The 23393-nt window shown below is 29.6% G+C and carries 17 protein-coding genes and 1 pseudogene; 3 read left to right on the top strand and 15 right to left on the bottom strand.

From position 1 onward, the window contains the following. Positions 1 to 53: 53 nt before the first annotated feature. Both INR60_RS15720 and INR60_RS15715 read right to left on the bottom strand, forming a co-directional pair. On the bottom strand, positions 54 to 1988 hold the full coding sequence (locus INR60_RS15720) for a fibronectin type III domain-containing protein (protein ID WP_194192446.1): 1935 nt from the start codon (positions 1986 to 1988) through the stop codon (positions 54 to 56). 144 nt (positions 1989 to 2132) lie between these two features. Next, positions 2133 to 4292 carry a Tex family protein gene (locus tag INR60_RS15715; protein ID WP_194192445.1) on the bottom strand — a complete coding sequence of 720 codons (2160 nt, stop codon included), beginning with the start codon at positions 4290 to 4292 and terminating at the stop codon, positions 2133 to 2135. Between the two features lie 153 nt (positions 4293 to 4445). On the opposite strand from INR60_RS15715, the gene INR60_RS15710 reads away from it, so the two are divergent. Both INR60_RS15710 and INR60_RS15705 read left to right on the top strand, forming a co-directional pair. Next, the gene (locus INR60_RS15710; RefSeq protein ID WP_194192444.1) at positions 4446 to 4778 is read left to right on the top strand and encodes a hypothetical protein; all 333 of its coding nucleotides are present in this window, start codon (positions 4446 to 4448) and stop codon (positions 4776 to 4778) included. Positions 4779 to 4841: 63 nt separating this feature from the next. Continuing rightward, the gene (locus tag INR60_RS15705) at positions 4842 to 6197 is read left to right on the top strand and encodes a M28 family metallopeptidase (protein ID WP_194192443.1); all 1356 of its coding nucleotides are present in this window, start codon (positions 4842 to 4844) and stop codon (positions 6195 to 6197) included. 48 nt (positions 6198 to 6245) lie between these two features. Here the strand turns inward: INR60_RS15705 and prfB are convergent. The 4 genes from prfB to INR60_RS15685 form a co-directional block, all read right to left on the bottom strand. After that, positions 6246 to 7350, bottom strand: a protein-coding gene (gene prfB / locus INR60_RS15700) for a peptide chain release factor 2 (protein ID WP_194192442.1) whose coding sequence is annotated in 2 segments (ribosomal slippage) — positions 6246 to 7283 and positions 7285 to 7350 — 1104 coding nt in all. Because the reading frame shifts where the segments join, the coding sequence is not laid out codon by codon here. Positions 7351 to 7502: 152 nt separating this feature from the next. Next, positions 7503 to 10019: a preprotein translocase subunit SecA gene (gene secA, locus INR60_RS15695; protein ID WP_194192441.1), complete on the bottom strand. Its 2517-nt coding sequence runs from the start codon at positions 10017 to 10019 to the stop codon at positions 7503 to 7505. Positions 10020 to 10244: 225 nt separating this feature from the next. Continuing rightward, positions 10245 to 10775: a ribosome hibernation-promoting factor, HPF/YfiA family gene (gene hpf, locus INR60_RS15690; protein WP_194192440.1), complete on the bottom strand. Its 531-nt coding sequence runs from the start codon at positions 10773 to 10775 to the stop codon at positions 10245 to 10247. Positions 10776 to 11220: 445 nt separating this feature from the next. Beyond that, positions 11221 to 11850 (bottom strand): ComF family protein, encoded by a 630-nt coding sequence (locus INR60_RS15685; RefSeq protein WP_207729591.1) that lies wholly within the window; start codon positions 11848 to 11850, stop codon positions 11221 to 11223. A gap of 258 nt (positions 11851 to 12108) precedes the next feature. Between INR60_RS15685 and INR60_RS17585 the strand changes: the two are divergent. After that, positions 12109 to 12255: pseudogene (locus INR60_RS17585) on the top strand (ATP-binding protein); the annotation flags it as partial. A 93-nt stretch (positions 12256 to 12348) separates the two neighbouring features. Here the strand turns inward: INR60_RS17585 and INR60_RS15675 are convergent. The 9 genes from INR60_RS15675 to lanM form a co-directional block, all read right to left on the bottom strand. Further along, the gene (locus INR60_RS15675) at positions 12349 to 12663 is read right to left on the bottom strand and encodes a hypothetical protein (protein WP_194192439.1); all 315 of its coding nucleotides are present in this window, start codon (positions 12661 to 12663) and stop codon (positions 12349 to 12351) included. A gap of 147 nt (positions 12664 to 12810) precedes the next feature. After that, a complete protein-coding gene (locus INR60_RS15670) occupies positions 12811 to 12999 on the bottom strand; it encodes a lichenicidin alpha family lanthipeptide (protein WP_194192438.1) in 189 nt (62 codons plus the stop codon). A gap of 120 nt (positions 13000 to 13119) precedes the next feature. After that, positions 13120 to 13296, bottom strand: coding sequence for a hypothetical protein (locus INR60_RS15665; protein ID WP_194192437.1), 177 nt, complete (start codon positions 13294 to 13296; stop codon positions 13120 to 13122). Between the two features lie 68 nt (positions 13297 to 13364). Continuing rightward, positions 13365 to 14069 carry a flavodoxin family protein gene (locus tag INR60_RS15660; protein ID WP_194192436.1) on the bottom strand — a complete coding sequence of 235 codons (705 nt, stop codon included), beginning with the start codon at positions 14067 to 14069 and terminating at the stop codon, positions 13365 to 13367. Then, positions 14041 to 16200: a peptidase domain-containing ABC transporter gene (locus INR60_RS15655; RefSeq protein ID WP_194192435.1), complete on the bottom strand. Its 2160-nt coding sequence runs from the start codon at positions 16198 to 16200 to the stop codon at positions 14041 to 14043. The genes INR60_RS15660 and INR60_RS15655 overlap by 29 nt, the downstream gene beginning before the upstream one ends. Before the next feature lie 20 nt (positions 16201 to 16220). Continuing rightward, positions 16221 to 18857 carry a DUF4135 domain-containing protein gene (locus tag INR60_RS15650; RefSeq protein WP_194192434.1) on the bottom strand — a complete coding sequence of 879 codons (2637 nt, stop codon included), beginning with the start codon at positions 18855 to 18857 and terminating at the stop codon, positions 16221 to 16223. Then, complete coding sequence (locus tag INR60_RS15645) at positions 18857 to 19570, bottom strand: hypothetical protein (protein ID WP_194192433.1); 714 nt, start codon at positions 19568 to 19570, stop codon at positions 18857 to 18859. The genes INR60_RS15650 and INR60_RS15645 overlap by 1 nt, the downstream gene beginning before the upstream one ends. Beyond that, positions 19563 to 20378, bottom strand: coding sequence for an ABC transporter ATP-binding protein (locus tag INR60_RS15640; RefSeq protein ID WP_194192432.1), 816 nt, complete (start codon positions 20376 to 20378; stop codon positions 19563 to 19565). Before INR60_RS15640 ends, INR60_RS15645 begins: the two co-directional genes overlap by 8 nt. Further along, on the bottom strand, positions 20372 to 23311 hold the full coding sequence (gene lanM, locus INR60_RS15635; protein ID WP_194192431.1) for a type 2 lanthipeptide synthetase LanM: 2940 nt from the start codon (positions 23309 to 23311) through the stop codon (positions 20372 to 20374). The genes INR60_RS15640 and lanM overlap by 7 nt, the downstream gene beginning before the upstream one ends. Positions 23312 to 23393 lie beyond the last annotated feature (82 nt).

Below are 23393 nucleotides of genomic sequence, written 5' to 3'. Positions count from 1 at the left end.
ATTATTATAACATAAAAAAAGCTAAGCACATTGTACTTAGCTTCTTATAATATTTAATTTCCTAAACTATCAAAGTATTGTCTATAAGCATTAGAGAACTTAAAGTTAACTGTTTCGTCCCAGTTAGTTGACCAAGTCATAACTCCTCTAAAATCTTTATATCCTTCTTTATTTCTTAATTTATATTTTCCTCCAAAATCTTTACCCTTTATTAAATAATCTAAAGCTTTTATAACTTCTGCTTCGTCTGTGAATCCACCGCCTGCAGCTTTAGTGCAAGAAGGAAGTCCTATAGCTACCTTTGAAGCTGGAAGTCCTTTAAAGTGGTTGTTTGGATTTCTTCCTACATCAAATCCTGTAATCATCATCTCTGCCATAGAAACTTGGAAATCAGCTGTTCCTTGAGTATATGTGTTTCCATCTAAAGCTTCTTGTGAACCATGATTATAATGTTGTACATGTAATAGAGTTAATTCATTTCTTAAAGCATTTATAACTGGAAGATATGCTCCCCAAGGTCCTGCGTAAGCTATAAGCCCACCTTGAACGTAAGTTACTTCTGGTGCCATTGTTAAGATAAAGTCTGTACCTTTAGTTTGGCATATTCTCTTTACTCCATCTATAAGATGTTTTACTCTTGGAGTAGTTGGATTATTTACATCAGTATCACCTGGATCTAATGAAACTGCTCCCCCTTCAAGGTCTATATCAACTCCGTCAAATCCATACTTATTTATTATTTCAAGCATTGAATTTACAAATATATCTTCTTTTTCCTTAGTATCTAAATGTAATCTTCCGTTTTGTCCTCCTATAGAAATTATAACCTTCTTTCCTTTAGACTGAAGATATTCTACTTCTTTTTTAAATTCCTCTGGAGTTACGTTATATGGTTCAAATACCATAGTAGCTTCATCTGGTTTAGATTCAGCAAAAGCAACATCTATAATATCAAAATTTAATGATGTATCTTTTAAATGAGTTTTTGTTGAACCGTTATCAAAATTATGCCAATATCCTACTAATAATTTGTTTTTTAATTTATCACCAGGAGTTGGAGGTTGTCCTTCATTTGGCATAGTTATCTCTACTGGAGCAGTCCATTCGCTAGCTCCTATTTTATTTATAGCTCTAACTTTAAAAGAATATTTGCTTCCTGCTAAAAGTCCGCTTACTAAATAATTAATATTTGTAGTTTGATATACTTTATTATCAACAGATACTTCATAGCTATCTGCGTTATTTACTTTGTCCCAAGAAGTATTTGCAGCTACATTACTAATTGCTACTACTTTTAAATTAGTTGGAGTGCTTGGCTTTACTTCTGGTGTAATAGTTTCACTATCTGTAGTACCTGAAACTATACTTGACCAATCGCTAGAACCAGCTGCGTTTACTGCACGAACTCTATAATCATGTTTAGATGCACTTTGAAGTCCAGCGTGATTATAAGGTGATTTAACGTTAGTTATAACTTTACCGTCAGCTTCTAAGTCATAGGAAGCTACTGAAGTTACACTATTCCAAGTTAAATCTATAGAACTAGTACCATTTGCTTTTGCAGAAAGTCCTGTAGGTACAGAAGGCTTTACTACTTGTTCTCCTTCTTGAGTTACAGTTACTGATATTTCATTACTAGTAGAAGTTCCAAATGAATTGATTAATTCTACTTTGTATTTATACGTCCCTTTTGCTTTGTTTGTAAGTGAAAAATCTGCACTTTGTGCATTTGGCGAATTATCTGTAAGTTTTACTGAGTCTATAACTTTTCCATCTTCGTATAGTTTACACTCAGTTCCGTTTTGTCCCCACCATAAATTCATAGTGATTTTATAGTTATTTAATCCGTCCCAATCATTATGCGAAATACTAGGAGTCCCTGGCTTTGAAGTAGCACTTGCAAATGCTTTTACGTCGCCAAAACTAAATGCTGTCATTGTAAATAAAACACAAATTAAAGCTGAAATAATCTTTTTATATTTTCTCATTTCAATACCTCCTTTTACTTTCTAATACAATTTTACCATTATGAGGATTGTAATGTAAACCTTTTAATTTTTATTTTATATTAATTATTTTAAACATTTTTGCGAACCCTAAGAAAAGGTGCTACAAAAAGTAGCACCTTTAAATTATTTTATACCTTTCATAGTAAGGCTTATTCTTTTTCTCTTTTCGTCAACTTCTAATATAGAGACCTTTATAACATCCGAAACCTTAACTATATCAAGGGGATGCTTTACAAATCTGTCTGCCATTTGACTCTTATGAACTAAGCCGTCTTGGTGAACTCCTATATCAACGAAAGCTCCAAAGTCTGAAACGTTTCTTACAGTTCCCATTAAAACCATTCCTGGTTTTAGATCTTTTAAATCAATAACGCCAGTTTTTAAGATAGGTTTTGGCATTTCATCTCTAGGGTCTCTTCCAGGCTTTTGTAACTCCTTTACTATATCTTTTAAAGTAAGTTCTCCAACTTCTAAATCTTTAGCTAATTTAGCTAAGCCTATTTCTGATACTCTATTTTGAATATCTTCTAAATTTTTATTTTTTAAATCATCAATAGTGTAGCCTAAAGTTTCTATTAGTTTTTTAGCTATGTCGTATGATTCAGGGTGGACTGAAGTATTATCTAAAGGATTCTTACTTTCCATTACTCTTAAGAAACCTGCACACTGTTCAAAAGCTTTTTGACCTAATCTTTTTACTTTTAAAAGTTCTTTTCTAGTTTTAAATCCATTAACTTCGTCTCTATATAAGACTATATTTTCAGCTATACTAGCATTTATCCCTGAAATATGAGTTAAAAGACTAGGAGTTGCTGTATTTAAATCTACTCCTACCATATTAACTGAATCTTCAACTACACCTTTTAAAGACTCTTCTAATTTCTTTTGAGTAACATCGTGTTGATACTGACCTACTCCTATTGCTTTAGGATCTATTTTAACTAATTCTGCTAAAGGGTCTTGAAGTCTTCTTCCTATAGAGATAGCTCCTCTAACTGTAACATCTAAATCAGGGTATTCTTTAGTAGCTAGTTTTGATGCTGAGTACACTGAAGCTCCAGCTTCTGAAACTATAACATAAGCTACTTCTTTTCCGCTCTCTTCTTTTATTTCTTTAAGCATTTCACTTATAACTTCTTCTGACTCTCTTGAAGCAGTTCCGTTTCCAAGTGAAATTACATCTACATCATGCTTCTTTATAAGAGCTTTTAAAGTTTTCTTAGTTCCTTCTATATCTTTTCTTGGAACTGTTGGGAAAACTGCTGTATTTTCTAAGAATTTACCATTCTTATCTAAAATAGCTATCTTACACCCTGTTCTAAAACCTGGGTCGTAGCCCATAACTACTTTTCCTTTGATAGGTGCTTGAAGTAAAAGTGCCTTTAAGTTTTCTTTAAATATCTTAATTGCCCCTTCTTCTCCTTTTTCAGTTAATTCGCTTCTTATTTCTCTCTCTATTGAAGGATATATAAGTCTTTTTAAAGAATCTTTAATTGACTCTTTTAAGTATTCATCAGTAGATTTATTTCCTTTAAGAATTTTATTTTCTAGATAAGATAATATTATATCTTCATTTGAAACTATTTTAACTGAAAGAATCTTTTCTTTTTCTCCTCTATTTACAGCTAGTATTCTGTGAGGAGGCATATTTCTAACGTCTTCACTATAGTCGTAATACATTTCGTATGGAGTAGGTTCTTCACTACTTCCCTTTGTTACTATTTTGCCTTCTCTAAACACATAACTTCTTATCCACTTTCTATATTCAGCTTCATCAGATATCATCTCAGAAACTACATCTAAAGCTCCTTTAATAGCATCTTCTTCTGTATTTACTTCTTTTTCTTTATTTATGTATTTTTTAGCCTCTTCTTTTAAATCACCTTTAAAATCTCCGTTTATTATAAGGCACCCTAAAGGCTTTAACCCTTTTTCAGCTGCTATAGTTGCTCTAGTTCTCTTCTTCGCTTTATAAGGTCTATATATATCTTCAACTTCTGTTAAAGTTTTTGCTATTTTTAAAGCTTTTACTATATCTTCTGTTAATTTCCCTTGTTCTTCTATAAGTCTTGTAACAGCTTCTTTTCTTTCATCTAAATTTCTAAGATAAGTTAATCTTTCTTCAAAATCTCTTAAGACTTCGTCTGAAAGTCCGCCTGTCATTTCTTTTCTGTATCTAGCTATAAAAGGAACCGTATTCCCTCCATCTAGCAATTCTATTATGTTATTTACCACATTTAATTTTAATTCTAGCTCTTTAGCTATTCTATCATTGATACTCATACCGTAACCTCCATTTTAGCCTTATCTATTTATTATACCTCTATTTTATTTTATATAAAACTTTCTATTATATATTTTCCTTATGTATATTGTATTTTTCTGAATTTTTTGTATAATAAAATTGTAAATATTTTACAATTAGGAGATGATAAAATGCATAATGTTTTACAAAAGCTTATTTCTTTATTAGTTTTGTTTCTACTTAGCTTATTAACACTTAACCATTTTAAGGTAGTAATACTAGATAGTCCTTTATATGAAATATTATTATTTGTAACTACAGCACTTATAATTATGTCTGCTATTTCAGTTATAAATAATTGCAAATCTGGTTTTAACAAATTTTTAAACTATGTAATTTTAATAACTGCAATCTTCGGTGGAATCCTAGTAATTGTGGACTCTAAGCTTAATGTTTTTGTTTATATTTGTATAGCTGTAAGTGCTATTTATTCCCTTATGGATATGATCTACAAAAAAGCTTAATCATATATACCTCTTAGATTTAATAATATTTAATATATTAAACTTTAACGAGGTATTTAAAGCATGAAAGAAAAACGCTACAAAATTATAATGTCTATTTCAGTAATTATTTTTTTATTTTTTACTTTAATTCAATGTTCAATTCATCATTTTAATTCAAGAGATATTTTAAAAGAAATATCTTATCTTTCATCTTCTGAATTTGAAGGAAGGCTTTGTGGAAGTCCTGGTGGAAAAAAAACATCTGATTATATCGAAGAAGTATTTAAAACTTTAAATCTAACTCCTTTAGGGGAAAACTATAAAAATACCTTCAATATAATAACACCTACAGTAAACGGGGATACTCCAAAGTTAGAACTAGAAAATTCTAAAGGAGAAAAGATTAAATTTAAGTATGGAGATGACTTTAAAGAGGATTTTTTAAATTTTAAGAAATCAAAGGCTACTGTATCTTATAAAGACACCCATAAATCAAATAAAGATTCTATCGTAATAAGACAAGGCGATGATATTTTCTTATTTTATTTTAATCCTGAAAATAACTTAGATTTTAGAAGCTCTTTTATACAGGATTCAAAAATTAGCTTTGCAGTCTCTTTAAGCGAAGAAGCTTTTAAAACTATATCTAAGTCTTTAGAAAAGGGTGGAAAGCTCGATATAACTCTTCCTTATAGCCTTAAAAATTCATATGCTTCAAATGTTATAGGTAAAATTAAGGGAAAATCAGATGACTTACCTCCTTTAGTTTTAACTGCACATTTCGACCATTTAGGAGTTGATTACCTAGGAAATAATTATGGTGGTGCATTAGATAACGCCTCAGGTACAGCTTTTTTATTAGAAATTCTTAGAGTTTTAAACTCTTACCCTACTCCAAATCGTGATATAATCTTTGCTTTTTTAGACGGAGAAGAATTTGGATTTTTAGGGTCTTATGAATTTTCAAAAACGTATAAAGAAAAGCTTAAAGATGCAACCGTTATTAATTTTGATATGATAGGTGCAAATACTGAAAACACTACCTTAATGAGATCTCTAAAAGCAAAAGATAAATCATCAAACCTAGAAAAAAGCTTAGTAAGTATTGCAGAATCAAAAGATATATCAACTAATATAACTTTTGAAGACTCTAGCGACCACGTACCGTTTTTTGAATCTGGATTAGATTCATTAACTTTAACTAACGATGATACAAGCAAAATTCATACACCGTTTGATACTATAGATAACCTTTATGAACCGTCTATAGATGATGCTTACAATATTATCTTTAAATATACTCTAGAAAACTGTTATTTAGGAATTACTAGGTTACTTTATAATGAGATAGTTCATATAGCATCTTTCCTTATTTGCTTACTTTTAGTTGGATATAGCATACAAGTTAAGATAAGAGAATCTAAAAATAAAATTTAAATTTCTTTTTATATAAAAAAATAGCTACTTTAAGTAAGTAGCTATTTTTTAGTTTGCTTCTGATGTTAAGTATGCACTTATAAATGAATCTATATCTCCATCCATAACAGCATTAAGGTTTGAAGTCTCTTCTAAAGTTCTGTGGTCTTTTACCATAGTATATGGGTGGAACACATAAGATCTTATTTGACTTCCCCAGCCCATATCTTTTAGATCCCCAGTAAGGTCCTCTATTTTTTCTTTGTGAGCTCTTTCTTTTAATTCTATAAGCTTTGATTTAAGCATGGCCATAGCTGTATCTCTATTTGAGAATTGACTTCTCTCACTTTGGCACTGAACTACTATTCCAGTTGGAAGGTGAGTTATTCTAACTGCAGATTCAGTTTTGTTAACGTGCTGACCTCCAGCTCCACTAGCTCTATACGTATCAACTCTTAAATCATCAGGTCTTATCTCTATATCTTGGTCTTTTGTAAGTTCAGGTAAAACCTCAACTGATGCAAAGGATGTTTGTCTTTTTCCGTTAGCATTAAAAGGGGATATCCTAACTAGTCTGTGGATTCCTTTTTCCGCTTTTAAATACCCGTATGCAAAATCACCCTTAACTCTTAAAGTAACACTTTTAATTCCAGCTTCATCCCCTTGAATCAAATCTAATATTTCAACTGAATACCCTGACTTTTCGCACCATCTTGTGTACATCCTTAAAAGCATATCAGTCCAATCGTTAGCATCACTTCCACCAACTCCTGCATGAAGAGTTAATATAACATCATTTTTATCATATTCTCCTGAAAGAAGTATTTCTATCCTGTAGCTTTCTACTTCTTTTTCTAATATTTTCATCTCATCTATTATTTCATTTACAGACTCATCATCGTCTTCTTCTATCATTTCACTTAAAACTTCAATATCGCTAGCTCTATTTTCTAAAGTGTCAAATCTCTCTATCTTACTTTTTAGAAATTTACTTTCTTTAGTTACTTCTTCAGCAAGCTTTATATCTTCCCAAAACCCAGGCTCTTGCATTTTCATATCAAGTTCTTCTACTTGTTTTTCTAATGCAGTCTTGTCAAAGTGAAGCCCTCATTTCTTCTATAATTTCTTTTAAGCCTTTAAGCTTAGATAACTCTTTTTGGAGTTCTATTCTCATAAAAAATCACCTCTAATTTATATTTATAATTTAAATTATTCACCAAAAAATTATTTTTATCAATACTTTATGCACATTTAATTAAATAAAGACAAAATTAGGGCTTTTGCACGTCTTAGTGCAAAGCCCTAACCTTTTAAAATATTTTTTAATTATGCTTCTCTTCCGCAACAGTTTTTAAACTTTTTGCCACTTCCACAAGGACAAGGCTCATTTCTTCCAACAGTTACTGTCTTTTTAGCTGGCTCTTTTTTCTTAGGAGCGCTATCTGTTCCTGCGTGAGATGCACTAGTTTCTTGTACTACTCTCTCTCTTTCAACAGGTCTTTCCATTTGGATGTGGAATAAATACTTGATTGTATCTAATCTTATAGAATCAATCATTTCTTCAAACATTTCACTACCTTCCATTTGGTATGCTTGAACTGGGTCTTGTTGTTTAAATGCTCTAAGTCCCATACCTTGTTTTAAGTGATCCATGTTATCTATGTGATCCATCCATTTTGTATCTACGTTTTTAAGAAGAACTACTCTTTCAATTTCTCTAAGTTTTTCTTCTCCAAACTCAGCTTCTTTTCCTTCATAGATCTCTAAAGCGATTTTTGAAAGTTTTTCTTTTATTTCATCGTTTGGAATATCCATTAAATCTTCAACAGTTATTCTGTTTGCAGGAACGCATATATCATCTAAGAAAAGAATTAAATCTTTAATACTTCCTTCGTAATCTTCTTCCATTCCTGTTATGTGTCTATCTACAGCTTCATTTATAACATCATTTATCATTGAAATAATTTCTGCTTTTAAGTCTTCCCCTTCAAGAACTTGACTTCTTTGCTTGTAGATAATCTCTCTTTGCATATTCATAACGTCATCGTATCCTAAAAGGTTCTTTCTTATATCGAAGTTATGACCTTCAACTTTTCTTTGAGCGTTTTCAACTGATTTAGTAATTATCTTACTTTCAATTGCATCGTCTTCTTCTAAACCTAATCTATCAACCATAGCGTGAGTTTTCTCTGACATAAATATTCTCATTAAGTCATCTTCAAGTGATAAGTAGAATGTTGATTCTCCAGCGTCTCCTTGTCTACCTGCACGTCCTCTAAGCTGGTTATCTATTCTTCTTGATTCGTGTCTTTCAGTTCCGATTATCTTTAAACCACCAACATCCAAAGCACCTTCTTGAAGTTTTATATCTGTACCTCTACCTGCCATGTTTGTTGCAATAGTAACCGCTCCAAGTTCACCTGCTCTAGATATGATCTCAGCTTCTTGTTCGTGGAACTTAGCATTAAGAACTTTGTGTGGTATTTTTCTTTTCTTTAAAAGATCAGATATTATTTCTGACTTTTCTATACTTGCAGTACCAACTAAAACTGGTTGTTTTTTGTTGTGTGCTTCTATTATTTCTTCAACTATAGCTTTGTATTTACCCATAGCTGTTTTATAAACTATATCGTGGTTATCTTTTCTTTGGATTGGTCTGTGAGTTGGAACAACTATAACGTCTAATCCATAGATTTCTCTAAATTCATTTTCTTCTGTTAAGGCTGTACCTGTCATACCTGATAGTTTGTTGTACATTCTAAAATAGTTTTGGAATGTTATTGTTGCAAGAGTTTTTGACTCTCTAGCTATTTTAACATTTTCCTTAGCTTCTATAGCTTGGTGAAGACCGTCTGAGTATCTTCTACCTTCCATAAGTCTTCCTGTAAACTCATCAACTATTATAACTTCTCCATCTTTAAGCATGTAATCTTTGTCTAATCTCATTATGTAGTTTGCTTTAAGGGCTTGAGTTACATAGTGTTGTAATTGCATATTTTCAGCATCTGCATAGTTTTCTACTTTAAATGCACCTTCTGCTTTTTCTATACCTGATTCTGTAAGCATAACTGCGTTAGCTTTTTCATCTATAGTGAAGTCTTCATCTTTTACTAATTTCTTTACAAAGAAATCTGCAACTTTATAAAACTCTGTTGATTTTTCACCAGCACCAGAAATTATAAGAGGTGTTCTAGCTTCGTCTATAAGAATTGAGTCAACCTCATCGACAATAACAAAGTTAAGTCCCCTTTGAACTCTTTCTTCTTTGTAGATAACCATATTATCTCTTAAATAGTCAAATCCAAATTCGTTATTTGTTCCGTAAGTTATATCAGAACCATAAGCTTCTCTTCTTTGATCGTTATTTAATTCGTGAACTATTACTCCTGTAGTTAATCCAAGATATTCATAGATTTGACCCATCCACTCTCTATCCCTTGCAGCTAGGTAATCATTAACTGTAATTACGTGAACTCCGTTACTACTTAGAGCGTTAAGATATGCAGGTAAAGTTGCAACTAATGTTTTACCTTCACCAGTTTTCATCTCTGCTATTCTCCCTTGGTGAAGAACTATACCTCCGATTATTTGCTCTTTGTAATGTTTCATTCCAAGAACTCTTCCTGAAGCTTCACGAACAACAGCAAATGCTTCTATTAAGATATCATCTAAAGTTTCTCCGTTTTTTAATCTCTCTTTAAATTCATTTGTTTTGTTTTTAAGTTCTTCTTCTGAAAGTTTGCCCATTTCTTCATCTAAAGCTAAAACTTTATCTGCCATAGGGCTAATTCTCTTAACTTCTCTCTCACTGTATGTGCCAAATATGGCTTTAAATAGTCCCATAATTTCATCCTTTCAAATCTATATCTATAATAATTCTATATAAAGATTCATATATTACTAGTTTAATTTAAACTCATTTATAAATTATACCATTTATCACCTAATAGTTTCAACTTCTACGGCCTTTTCTTATGTTAACTTCCCCTTAAATAATAAAAATATAATAAAAAATTAAAAGAGCTACTAAATTTTAGTAGCTCTAACTCTCTATTTAATTATTAAATTTTATTTGTAGTCTGGTTCTAAAAGACCGTAATCTCCGTCTTTTCTCTTATAAACTACATTAATTTTATTAGTTTCTGCATTTTGGAATAAGAAGAAGTTATGTCCTATTAATTCCATTTGTAAAACTGCCTCATCAACAACCATTGGTTTTATGTTGAACTCTTTAGTTTTTACAACTTTTCCATCATTTTCTTCTTCATCATAACTATCAGTTGCAACTTCAGCAAATCTGAATGAGCCATGTTTTCTTCTATCTAATTTAGTTCTTTGTTTTCTTATTTGCCTAGTAAGTTTTTCCTCAACTTTATCAATAGACTTGTACATATCGTCTGTTGACTCTTCAGCTCTTAATAAGATGCCGTTGAATGGGATTAAAACCTCTATATTGTGTCTGTTCTTTTGAACTTTAAGCGTTGCTTTAGCTTCAACTCCACTTTCAAAATACTTATCTAGCTTGGAAATCTTTCTTTCTACCATTTCCTTAATCGCTGGAGTCAATTCAATATTCTTTGCTACTACTGTAACTTTCATAGTTTCAGCCCCTTCCTGACAAGTTCTAAGTATAACTTAGATATAAGATAAATTATGTCTTTATTTATTTATATTCTTATTATAACTCTTAAGGATATCGTTTTCAAGTACTAGCTTTAATTTGTACAATTTTTTATTTTTTTCTTTTTATTGTAAACTGATTTTGTGAATTTTATAAAAAAGGGTAAAAAAATACAGACATCAAATGAATGTCTGTCCTTTTTCGTAAAGTTAGCTGACACTGGTTTTTGACCCCACACTCGCCTACTGGAGTTTTCGCTACCCGGAATTAACCTCTCACTACTAACCCTCTCAAATTTAAATCTGGTAGGACTTACTTCTATACCGCACCATGCTCACTAGAATCTTTGCCTAGCTTACGTGGATCGTTTTGCCTGCGACTGGCATCGACTTTCAACCACAGACCTAACTTTACATTAATATATTATACGTGACTTTTCGCAATAGTCAATATTTTTATTTCTTTTGCCCCATATTTTTTTAAAACTCTAACTCCCTCTTCTATAGTCGCACCCGTTGTTATTACGTCATCTATAAGGATAAATTTATTTCCTTTTATGAGATTAATATTTTTTCCCTCAAAAACATTTTTAACGTTATTTTTCCTCTCTCTTATAGTTAAAGTCTTTTGATCTTTAGTTTCTTTTGTTTTAATTAAAGTGCTTACACACGGTATATCTAATCTTCTGCTTAAAGCATTTCCTAAATACTCACATTGATTAAACCCACGTCTTTTTAGGCTTTTTTTACTACTTGGAATAAAGGTTATATAGTACCCTTTTACCCCTATTATCTTTTCTTCTAATAAATCTACTAAAACTTCACCTGAATTAAAATCTTTTAAAAATTTTAAATTTAATATTAATTCTTTTAAAGGCCCTTTATAAATACCATAACTTTCATCTTCTATAGGTAATTTATAAATTAAATTTTTGCAAGTTAAACAAATTCCTGAAGCTTCGTTTTCTTTGCAAGTTATACATAAAAAATCTTTTGGAAAAATAATATCTAAAATTGAATCATAAATAAGATATGCTAAAGCCTTTATCCTCATACTCTCCCCTTTAAAATTAATTTTTATTTTAATTCTATCCAATTTTAATCTTATATAAAACAAAAAGTACTAACTATTTCTAGTTAATACTTCAACACAACTTTAAAACTACTGCAGTTATATCATATTAAGTCAGTTTTAATACTATTTAATTTAACACAACTCTAAAACTCTAGATAAGGTAAGCGCAAAAAAATTAACGGATAGATTATATGGCAAAAAGAATAGGAAAAGAGGCTTGGAGCTTATCAAAACAAATTATCTAAATACGATTTAGTAATATTAGATGAATTTGAATATATATCTGCCGACGAAGAGGGGGTGGAGCTACTCTTTACCCATATATCATTAAGAGCTGGTCAAAAATCTACAATTATAACAACTAATCTTTCTTTTGATCGATAGAGCGAAATATTTGGTGATCCAGTTATGACTGCAGATATGACAGATAGATTAACTCATAAATCTTATGTTGTTAATTAAATATGTGCTTATGCTCTATTTTTCATTGTTACTTAGTTTTTTTGCTTTCATCGCATAATATCCAAATCCACATGCAAAAAAAATAAATAGTATTCCATATAAACCTCTAAGTAATGCAAATGGTGTTTCAAATAAAAAGGCTCCTACAAATTCTGCTCCTGTTAGATCCCATAAGCCTGGTGTAACGTACATTTCCTTTAAATGAAATATATTTTGAATCTGAATTTTACCAACACACATTAAGACAACAGAAAAACCTAAATACACACTAAAAAGCTCTAAATACCTTTTTGATATCTTCTTATAAGACTCTACCCTTGATTCTTTCATAAAAAATCCTCCAACTAATTTTATTTACTTATATTATATTCATACACTAAATAAAAAAAAGTGAAATTGTATGAACGTCATTATTTTTGTATAAACGACACTACAACTTCACTTTTTATGCTTAAATATTCCTACAACTCTTTACTATTACTTACAGCTTGATTGACATTCATGTGTCCAAGTACATACATATCCTTTGTTTCCTACTCCAAAGCTGATAATGCTTGAGAATACCATATTCCATGTTCCGCCTGCACCTGTCATTTCGTCAAGTACTTCTACCTCATTTTCCATTTCATTCATTCCTAATTCCATTTCGTTAAACTTTAATTCCATAATAAAAACCTCCCCATCTCTATTTTTTATTATTTGACTTTTTATTTTTCACACAATATAATATGCTATATTGATAATTTTTTCTTGCTTAGGTTGTTGCCGCAATCTAAGCCTTTTTAACTATCTACCTGGATGCCAACAATCTCTTGTACAAGCAGTTGTTATTCCTATTAATGCTGTTACTGCTGTTACAGCACTAACTATAGCTGGGCTACCTGCTCCATCATAATCTTCATCCTCGATTAATGTTACAATGTTGTTTTCTAATAATTCCTCTTTTACTTTTAAATCTTTCATTTCTTTTACCTCTCTCTTTTTTTATTTTTTTATCTTAAAATTTAATTTAAAATACATAATTAATTTGTCTACAATCTTGCAGTCTTTAGATATTCCACCAAAGATTCATATTCTAGCAATTGTCCCCATCTAATTTGTTTATAAGACTTTACTTTATTATCAAGCTCCATCTGGACAATTTGTTTTATATATAAAAATAATTGTTCTTGCGATTTTGTTACTGCGAATTTTCTTTCTTCTACTTTTTGCTTCATCTTAACAATAGCTTGTACCAATCCTTCCGTTAACTTATCATAGTCATCTCTGCATTTATTAAAAGAAAATGATTGAATAATTTCGCAGCCTAATGATCCTAAAATACCTGTTACATAATTTTTTAAATCTACTTCACCATTTGAAAGTGAATATGCAACTACTATTGTCTTCTTTCCTAACAAAGGAAATTCATGCATTCTCGAAGCCATTCTATCAAAACAGTTCTTGAGGATTGCTGGCATTTGATGAATATATGATGGAACAAGAAATATTATTCCTTTGTATCTTATCAATGAATCATAGAAATTATAGTTATCTTCCTTCACCAATCCACATTGCCCTGTAATAAAGCACTGACCACAGCCTTTACACAATTTATAATCTGTCTCACTAACCTTAAGAACATCAAATTCCAAAGCTTTATCAAATTCATTGAATTTCTCTTTAATATTATTAATTATCTCAGCTCCAAATCCATTGGCATTTGGACTACCCAACACAATCAAAAACTTCGTCATAAATTCCTCCCTCCTTTCTATAAAGCTCTTTATATTCTTTTCCTAATTTAAGTAATTCATCATGAGAACCAAACTCCACAATCTCACCATCTTTTAATACATATATTCTATCTGCATCTTTAATTGTAGATAAACGATGAGCAACAATTATCTGAGTTGATTTACTTTCTTTTAAAAATGTAACTATTCGATCTTCCGTCAAGTTATCTAATGAACTAGTAGCTTCATCTAGACATATCACTCTTCCACAATTAATAATTGCTCTTGCTAATGCTATACGTTGTCTTTGTCCACCAGAGAAATTGAAGCCATTTTCAGCAATTATGGTATTTAACTTCATAGGCAGCTTTCTTACAAATTCACCTAATGCAACTGTATCAAGTGCCTTATAGATTTCCTCTTCAGAATGTTTACCTGTAATATCTAAATTTTCTTTTAAAGAACCATTAAAAAGTAAAGTATTTTGTGGCACTACACTAATTTGGCTACGAAAAGAATTTTCATCAATTTCATTTACATTTACATCCTCTAAGAAAATATCACCACTATAATCTTTATATAATCCCACCAAAATATTTAATAAAGTAGATTTTCCTGAGCCTGTACACCCTGTAAATGCGATTTTTTCTCCTTGTTTTATTTCAATGTTAATATTTTTTAATGCATAAGCTTCATCTCCTGGATATCTGTATGATAAATCTTCTACCTTAATATTTCCCTCAAAAGAAATTTTGCTTTTACCATTTTTCTCATCCTCTTGCTCCATAATGTCTTCAATACGAGTCATATAAGAACGTATTAAATAAAGATTATCAACAATATCTGAGATTGATAGTAAGCTTGATAAATATTGACCTAATATAGTTTGTAAAGATATGATAACTGCAATTTCTCCAATATCACCACTTCTACTTATAAACCATGCACCTAGTACAATTGTAAAAATTGGAACAAATAAGTTCATTGTTGATAAAATACTTCGATATCTTGCCATTAAGCGTTCATACTTTCCGTGCTTTTCAATATATCTTTCAAATGTATTGCTCCATTGCTCCTTCTTTTCACTTTGTAATCCTAATACTTTTATATCTCCAATAGATCTGAATATATCATTTTGTAATACCTGCAATTTAGAATCTGCAGTAGTCTCTTCATTCTTATATAGAATAATTCTTTCACGAAGTAAAAATTTCATTCCAATAATAACTGCGCTACATCCAAATAAAACGGAAAGATATGCTGGAGCTACAATTGATACATATAGTAAAATAACAACCAATGCACCTGCATCTAAAACTAAACTTACAATTATCTGATTTAGCAAAGATTTTACACCTCTTAGTAAGCTAAAACGATACTGTAAATCTGCACTAGTTCGCTGCAAAAAGAATTTTATGTCATTTTTAAACAACTTATTAATAACAGCAGTAGATAAATACTTATCAAGTACTATAGACAACTTAACGTCTGCTTCTGATTTAAGAAATAAAATTCCCAAATAAGCTATGAAGGTAACTACTGTAATCCCAATCCACTTTTCTAGTTCCATACTTCCATTTTGATTTTGTAAAACTATATTTAAAACTTCTCTAGACAAAAGTGGTACTGCAAACATTAGCACATAAACAAAACTAGTAATTAAAACCATAGCTGAAAATGATTTTTTATTATCTTTTATGCAGCCAATAAAAATACTTTTTCTTTTTGTCTTTTTGATTTTCTGAAAATCTTCACTTGGTCTTGCATAAAATATCTTATCTAGAAATTTATCAAAAAACTCATCATAGCTTATACTTCGTTTTCCTACTGCAGGATCAACAATTCTTACCTCTGATTTGTAAATTTTCTCTATGACAACGTAATGGCCATCTTTACTAAGAGCAATAAATGGAACTAAACTATTAAATTCCTTCATTTGTTCTTTTGTAATTCTATATAGATTGGTGCTCATACCATACTCTTCAAGCATTACCTTAATTCTTTTTAATGATATTCCATCACGTCCAACTTCTAGCTTATGATTCAATTCTGATAAACTTACCATTACTCCATAATAGTTAAGTATCATCTGAGCAACACACAATCCACACTCTGTTTGCTTCATTTGCATGACCATTTTTATCTTCTTCAACGTACTCATCTCCTTTTACTTTATATAAAGACTTCTATAGAGTTTTTTATTGTACTAAAATTATCAATTAGTACTAAAACAAATATTATTCCCATATTTCCATTCATAAAATTTGGTAAATACGCCTGCTTTGCTTCCTGTATTCTCCAAGTTGTAGATTCAAGATATTCTTTTCCTAATAAAATATACTCTTCTATAGCTAAAGCTTCTTTTTCTGTGTACATTTCTTTTTCTAATTCCATGGCACATTTAAGTCCTAATAATCCACCTGCAAATCCATTAATTAGAGTATCATCATAATAATCAGTACGCTTCATTGTTAGAATTTTATTTGTAGCATTTCTTATATCTACTTCAATTCCTAGACGCTGCTGTTTAGTCAATTTCTCCTGAGGAGATAGCAGTAAACATATCCTAGCAAGTAAAATTCCTGGTGCTCCATAACTAACGGCTACCATATCGTGAATTCCTTCACCTCTAATATCATTCCAATTAGAAATAGATTTTTCATAATATTGATTTTCTAATTTTGCAAAATCCAGTAATTTATTTACATCTGTATTTTTTAGTAAAGTACCTAAAATTGAAAATACAATAATATCACCTGAATACCCATGAAATAATCCTGTAATAGCTTCTCTTTCTAAAAAATTAGCATTATATTCTCCAATATAATTTGCTGTAATATCATCTAATAATTCTTTATTCTGAAATTTATTTTGAAACACTCGTGCTAATATTGCACTTCCTATTGCAGAAAAATCATATACATTATCATACTCTTTATTCTTTCTTGATAAATTACTATTTTTCTTTTCTTTTATATCAAGAAATTCTTTATCATTATAAATTTTACTTAGTATTGTTAATAAAAAATTTTGTGCATCACTTCCAGTTAATCCAGATATACCACCATTTATACGATAGTCTCCTGAAACTGTATTTTTAATTAACTCTTTATACGCTACTTCTTGTTTTATATGATCAATTAATGCAAGAGTAATTAATGCTCCTCCAAAAGTGAATATATCATTAGTGTATTCTAGTAAATTTCCTGAAATTGCTTTATCCATTGTTACATAAGAGAACTCATTTCTCTTACATGTATAATTAATAAATCTCATACATTCATAATCAATTCTTGTTTTTTTACCTTGTGATAAATTTACAATTCTCTTATTGTTAGCAGTTTTCATATTATCTAATTCAAAGGATAGTAAAATTACATTTCTTTCTTGTTCAAAAAAACGATAATCTAAGGTATGTAAGCGTTTTATGAAAAGTTTCTTATGTTCTTTCATTTCCCCATCTTCATTTAAATTGCATTCAAAAAGAGGTATTAGTAATTCACGTAGCTCACTTTTTTCCTGCTGAATAATATGGCTATCCATTTTACTGTGAATAGATAATAAATCAAAAAATTTATTCCACTTTGTGTATGATTCTAAATATGTTGGCATATAAGATGTTTGTAAAAATGTTGAATAAAAAGCTGTGTTTCTTATTACTTTTCTTATAGTTCCAACTAAGTTTTCTTCAATAAGTTTTATAAACTCATCCTTGTTATATAGAATTTCTCTATATCCATCATCAAATCCCTCTAGTACTTCTTGTCTATAATCATTAGGGTTAATATATCCACCATTTTTTAATATTGGTACATTATTATTATTGGGCATCTTAATAGTTTTTTCTCCAATGAATAATTTATCATCTTCCCTTATAACGTCCGTTATAACATATTCTCCCTGCATCCTGCCCCCTGAAAATGCAGACAAGTCCATACCTGTATATACTATTTTATCTGTAGAGCCTCGAAATAACATTGTATTTCGAATTGCAGATCCATTAAAACACTTCTCTTCTTCTGAAATTGTTATAATAGTTTCTAAATCAATAAATTTAGGTCCTTCCTTAGTTGCAATTACATTTTCAGAATGTAAATCAGTTGTTCCTAAACTAGCAAAAACAGCTGCCATTCTTCCAAATTTTCTATAGTACTCTTTAACTTGATTTGTATCATCAAAAAGAGTACTTTCTATAAATTCTTGTAAATAAAAATTATCAAACTTAACCATTGAAGGTATAGAAAAACCAATATCCAATACCTTAGATAATCCCCAAATTATCTTTTCTCCAACGGTTTCTCTCATTTTATACATTAAGCAAAAGCTATTATCAAATACTAACTTTGCCACTACTTTTTCTTTATGACAATCTCCCATTGTCGTATCTATTTCTTGTATCTTAGTCTCACTATTTAAACCAAAAGATGCTCTTATGCTATCAAAATAAGTTATTATATTTTCAACAATTACTTCTAATCCATCTAATTCATATGACATTTTCTTATTTAATAATTCAACTAAAACTGGATATTTACTTTCAAATTTATCAATAAATTCTTCTTTATTTAAAGCTTTTATAAATTCATCATATGAAGTTACATTATCTTCCTCACATGCTGTATTATAATAATCTGTCAGTGCATACTTGCCTATTTCATTTAGCTTTTTAACTAAAGCTAGCTTGCACTTTTCAATACATCCATCACTAAAGCATTCATTATGTTGTATTTTTAATAGCTTATTATAATACGTATTTCTTTCAATAAATTTTTCATAATATTGCGAAAATAGTATCTTTTTTTGATGCATTACACAACTCCTCTCCTTTTTAGTAACACTATAGCTACTATATTAAGTACAACAGCAATAATACTAATATTAGCAATTTGTCCTACAGAGAAGTTTGCAAAACTAAATGCACTTTCTGCATAAGAAAATGGACAAAATTCAAGAATAGCTCTTACGCCATCATTTCCTTGACCTAAGATACTACATACTAAAGATCCACAGAATTCAACTAAAAATAAAGTAATCATTGACTTTGTTGTATCTTTACATAAAACTGTAATCACACTACCTAGTCCAAAAAAGAACAATCCATATACAAAATAAGCAATACTCATATTTCCTAACAACTGCATACTGTTTACTGAAACATCTGTAATTTTTCCATAACATACTACTTCCGCAAATGATACTATCATTAATATAACTATAGAAAATAAATATGTTAGATACTTAGATGCATATATTCCCTCAACACATTTACCACTAATTCTAATTAAATTGATTGTTCCATTTCTAAATTCACTTCCCCATACTAATACTGGGAAAAACATTACAAATAATCTAGATAAATACGCATACATTGCATAAATATTATCTACACGAAAATTACCATCCATTTGTAACAAAGAAAAAATTATCGTTCCTCCAGACAACGCTGATAATATAACAAATAAACCAAGTATTGAAACATTAAAATCTTTTTTTATAAAAGACTTTACATAATTATTACTCATAATACACCTCTTCTAACTTTCTTCTTTTTATTTCAATGCCCTTTTCATGAAATTGTTTTTGTAAAGCTTGAGAAAGAACTTCACACTTTACATATACAGTATTATTCTTAACATTACACTGACATTGTTTTTCTTTGATATAGGCTGCTATTTCTTCTGATGCCATTCCATCCTTTTCTACATAATATCCATATACATCTTCTCGATTATATACATCAAACAGAACTTTATCCTTTAATTTATAATAAGCATCACATATTGATTCTAAATCCTGAAAAATATGACTAGATATTATAAATGAAATAGCTTTTTCATCTGCTAATTTCTTTATTAGATTCAATATATCTCTAATTCCAGATGGATCCAAGCCACTTGTTGGCTCATCTAATAGCACAAGCTTATCTGATGATAATAATGCAATTCCTAATCCTAAACGTTTCTTCATACCAACAGACAAACGATTAGATTTTTCATTTTTAAATTTATTTAAACCTGTAAGCTCCATTATCTCTTCTAAGCTTTCAACTGTTGCACCATACAATACTCTAAAAAACTCCATATTCTCTTTTACCTTCATTTTAGGATAAAAGGACGGTTCTTCTATCAAAGCTCCAACCCTATTTCCTTCTATACTAATAGTTCCACTCTCAGCATTACGAATACCACATATTACTTTCATGAGAGTTGATTTTCCTGCTCCGTTATCACCTATCAATCCTAAAATCTCACCTTTTTTTATTGAAAATGTAACATCTTGTAAGACTTCATGCTCTTTGTATCTAAAACATACCTTTTCCAACTTTAACATAATACTTCTTCACCTAACTTTTCCATATTTTTTACCGTCAAAACATCAATTGCCAGTTGTTCATTTGCTTCACACCTTAGAAAATGTGCAATTCCTAAAATACCATCCATCAACCCTACGCTTTCCATACCTCTGACGATTCTATCTTTTCGTCTTAGTAATACTTCTTGTATCAATTTTTCTTTATAATATTGTACATACTCCAATCGTTTATCTTCTTCGATAACTTCATAAGCATATTGAAGAATAGTTAAAATTCCAATATCACCATGACAATATGTGGTATTATATCCCAATGCTTTTTCTATAGATAAGTCTATAAGCTCATTGATTTCATCAATAATTCTATTGTCTCGATATCCTTCTAGCCATAACTCAATTCTGCTTAACAATATACCTGGGATTCCATGACACCATCCCCAAGAGGATGAATTACATTTATTATCTTTATACCAAATACCTTCTTTAGGGTTATAGAATTTTCTCTCTGTTTCAATTAATGATTGAAGTAAACTTTCATCTATATCATCCATTTTTTTCATTGCCTTATATAAAGCTACAATTATTCCTGCAGAACCATGTCCGTATCCTGTAAAAAATAGTTTTGAGACATTGTCAGCTGCATAAAAAGTCTTTCCTTCATATCTTGTAACCTTTTCTTTCATTGCAATTACAGTTGTTTTCATTATTTCACTTAATAATGTTTTAACATCATCTTCTCTTTCTTCTTCTATTGCATCTACTAATGTCAATAAAAGACCAGCATTTCCATTTAAGATGTCGTGTTTAGTATCATTCCAAACAGCATTCTTACATTTATCTAAAATTGCTTTCATGCTTTCTTTATATTGAGAAGACTTCATCAAATTAGAATTATATACTTGTTGTATTATCTTTATATACATTCCCAATCCATCATAAGCACCAGTTAAAACATCTCTTCCCATTGTTTTTATCTTTTTATCAATTAAATTAACAAATTCACCTACAATGTTCTTTACATAATCCATCTCCTTATAATCTGGATCATTAAGTAATATACTTAAAAGACCAATGATTCCACTATAATAATTATTTGGAAATGGAAGTACTTGATATTGCTCACCTAGTAATTGATAACCAATAAAAAATGGCTCTCTACTAATAGGGTTATATTGCATCTGTTGCACTATTTCTTTTATAATTGACCTATATTCATCTAACATTTGTTCATTTCTTTCAACATCTGCTAAATACTCTTTAGGCTCCTTTAAATCTAACCCCTTCTTTGAAGCAAACATCATCTCGATTATTTTAGATTGATTCTCCAAATCTTCTTTGCCTAAATAATTTATCTTATCACAAACTACTTTCCATGCACTTTCACAAAAATAGTCTTCTATTTTTTCTTCTTGATTCCATAAAATATACTTTTCATTTACATTCAATTCGAATCTAGGAATATTTAGTGCAAGTAAGTCACGTTGTTCACATAATTCAATTTTTTCTGGTACTTTTCCATCTCCATATACTCTTGCAGATGCAGCAAATGCATAAGCATAATCAAAATAGCAAATTGGTTTCATTACAGCATGTTTTATTTTTGCATAATCATTTGTAGGATGCTTTAAATACCTAACCGTAATTCCCTCTACCAGACAACTTATATCCTTTAATAATGGCTCTTTAAATTCTACAAAAGCATTATATATTACTGTAAATCCTTCTAATAAACTTGCTTCTGTTTCTTTCCATGTAATAAACTGACATGCAACATGCAGTTTAGATTTATCTATATTAAAATTTTCATTATTTTCAATATCATCTTTACTTGAGTTAAAATTTATTGAACTTATATCAATAGATTTTTCACCAACTTTAATGTAGTTAGGTACTATTCCTATATCTTTTACAGATACAATTCCATAACTATTTTCGTCTTTTACTATATAGTCAGATTCATCTTTTCTTTTTAACATCATTCGATTAGTAAATATTGTTTCTGTATCAATAAGAATAGGATGTTCTCCTGATGAAATTACATTTTCAAAGTGCAAATCATTTCCATCTAAAATGTAATATAACGCTAATATTTCACCTAACCTATAGTAATATCTTTTTTCTTCCTCTTCATTTTTAAGAGGTATATAATCATTTGACTTTACCCATTGATACTCTTTAGTAGCATACATTTCTGGGAATTTAATTTCTAATATCTTATTGTTATATTTCCAAATTGTTTTTACTATCTTTTCTAAACAATCTTCTATTTCATTACTTCTTGGCTTATAATACAAATTAGTTTCTGTAGTTATAAACTTCAAAACAAATGTGTTATTGTGACGATCTCCAACTTCAAGAGCTATATCCTTTATTGCAAAAATACTTTTAAATACCCTATCCGCAATTTCTTTACTATCCTTATTTAAATTGTGTAATGTTTCTTCTAGATACTTTGTTGTATTTTCTAAAAAACTAAACAAACTAATTGTCCAATAACCAAAATTCATAAAAATAGATTTAAGCATTACTTCATCTTCACGAAGTGCATTAATAAATGCTTCATCTGCTTCCTTATCTAATTCTTTATAACTCATTTTTAAAAACTTACTTATACTACACTGAATCACCGAATCACTTAATATTCCTATTTGAATTCCATAATAATTTGTTATACTATTTAAAACTTGTTCTTCATTTATTTGTACTGTATCTATTTTTTTAATACAATCTCTTATTCTATCTAAATATGGAATTACCATAGCATAATATAATGATCTAATCTTATTATCCTTACAAGATTGTGAATACCTTAAATTTAAGCACACTGCATTAATCTTATTTTCATACACTCTAAGCTCTTCTTTGCTTGGATTTTTTCCATATTCATTTATTAATTCTAGAATATTTTCTTTTCTACTTAGTCGTTTTAACATTTTTTCTCTTCTTTCCATAATATCCTCCTAATATTAATTTTTTACTTCCATTTCTTTAAGAATATTATGGAAAGTTTATTTTCTTAATATCCTAATATTT

It is taken from the genome of Clostridium chrysemydis (assembly GCF_015234215.1).
GTDB lineage: Bacteria > Bacillota > Clostridia > Clostridiales > Clostridiaceae > Clostridium > Clostridium chrysemydis.
Note: the sequence above shows the minus strand (reverse complement) of the source record. Positions and strands in the feature narration are given on the sequence as shown.

Excerpts from the sequence above, each read along its gene's own strand:
- INR60_RS15675 (WP_194192439.1), bottom strand. The coding sequence starts at position 12,663 with ATGAAAGAATCAAGGGTAGAGTCTTATAAGAAGATATCAAAAAGGTAT.
- INR60_RS15705 (WP_194192443.1), top strand. The coding sequence starts at position 4,842 with ATGAAAGAAAAACGCTACAAAATTATAATGTCTATTTCAGTAATTATT.
- INR60_RS15715 (WP_194192445.1), bottom strand. The coding sequence starts at position 4,292 with ATGAGTATCAATGATAGAATAGCTAAAGAGCTAGAATTAAAATTAAAT.
- INR60_RS15720 (WP_194192446.1), bottom strand. The coding sequence starts at position 1,988 with ATGAGAAAATATAAAAAGATTATTTCAGCTTTAATTTGTGTTTTATTT.
- INR60_RS15645 (WP_194192433.1), bottom strand. The coding sequence starts at position 19,570 with ATGAGTAATAATTATGTAAAGTCTTTTATAAAAAAAGATTTTAATGTT.
- INR60_RS15660 (WP_194192436.1), bottom strand. The coding sequence starts at position 14,069 with ATGACGAAGTTTTTGATTGTGTTGGGTAGTCCAAATGCCAATGGATTT.
- hpf (WP_194192440.1), bottom strand. The coding sequence starts at position 10,775 with ATGAAAGTTACAGTAGTAGCAAAGAATATTGAATTGACTCCAGCGATT.
- INR60_RS15665 (WP_194192437.1), bottom strand. The coding sequence starts at position 13,296 with ATGAAAGATTTAAAAGTAAAAGAGGAATTATTAGAAAACAACATTGTA.
- INR60_RS15640 (WP_194192432.1), bottom strand. The coding sequence starts at position 20,378 with ATGTTAAAGTTGGAAAAGGTATGTTTTAGATACAAAGAGCATGAAGTC.
- INR60_RS15685 (WP_207729591.1), bottom strand. The coding sequence starts at position 11,850 with ATGAGGATAAAGGCTTTAGCATATCTTATTTATGATTCAATTTTAGAT.
- INR60_RS15710 (WP_194192444.1), top strand. The coding sequence starts at position 4,446 with ATGCATAATGTTTTACAAAAGCTTATTTCTTTATTAGTTTTGTTTCTA.
- lanM (WP_194192431.1), bottom strand. The coding sequence starts at position 23,311 with ATGGAAAGAAGAGAAAAAATGTTAAAACGACTAAGTAGAAAAGAAAAT.
- INR60_RS15650 (WP_194192434.1), bottom strand. The coding sequence starts at position 18,857 with ATGCATCAAAAAAAGATACTATTTTCGCAATATTATGAAAAATTTATT.
- secA (WP_194192441.1), bottom strand. The coding sequence starts at position 10,019 with ATGGGACTATTTAAAGCCATATTTGGCACATACAGTGAGAGAGAAGTT.
- INR60_RS15670 (WP_194192438.1), bottom strand. The coding sequence starts at position 12,999 with ATGGAATTAAAGTTTAACGAAATGGAATTAGGAATGAATGAAATGGAA.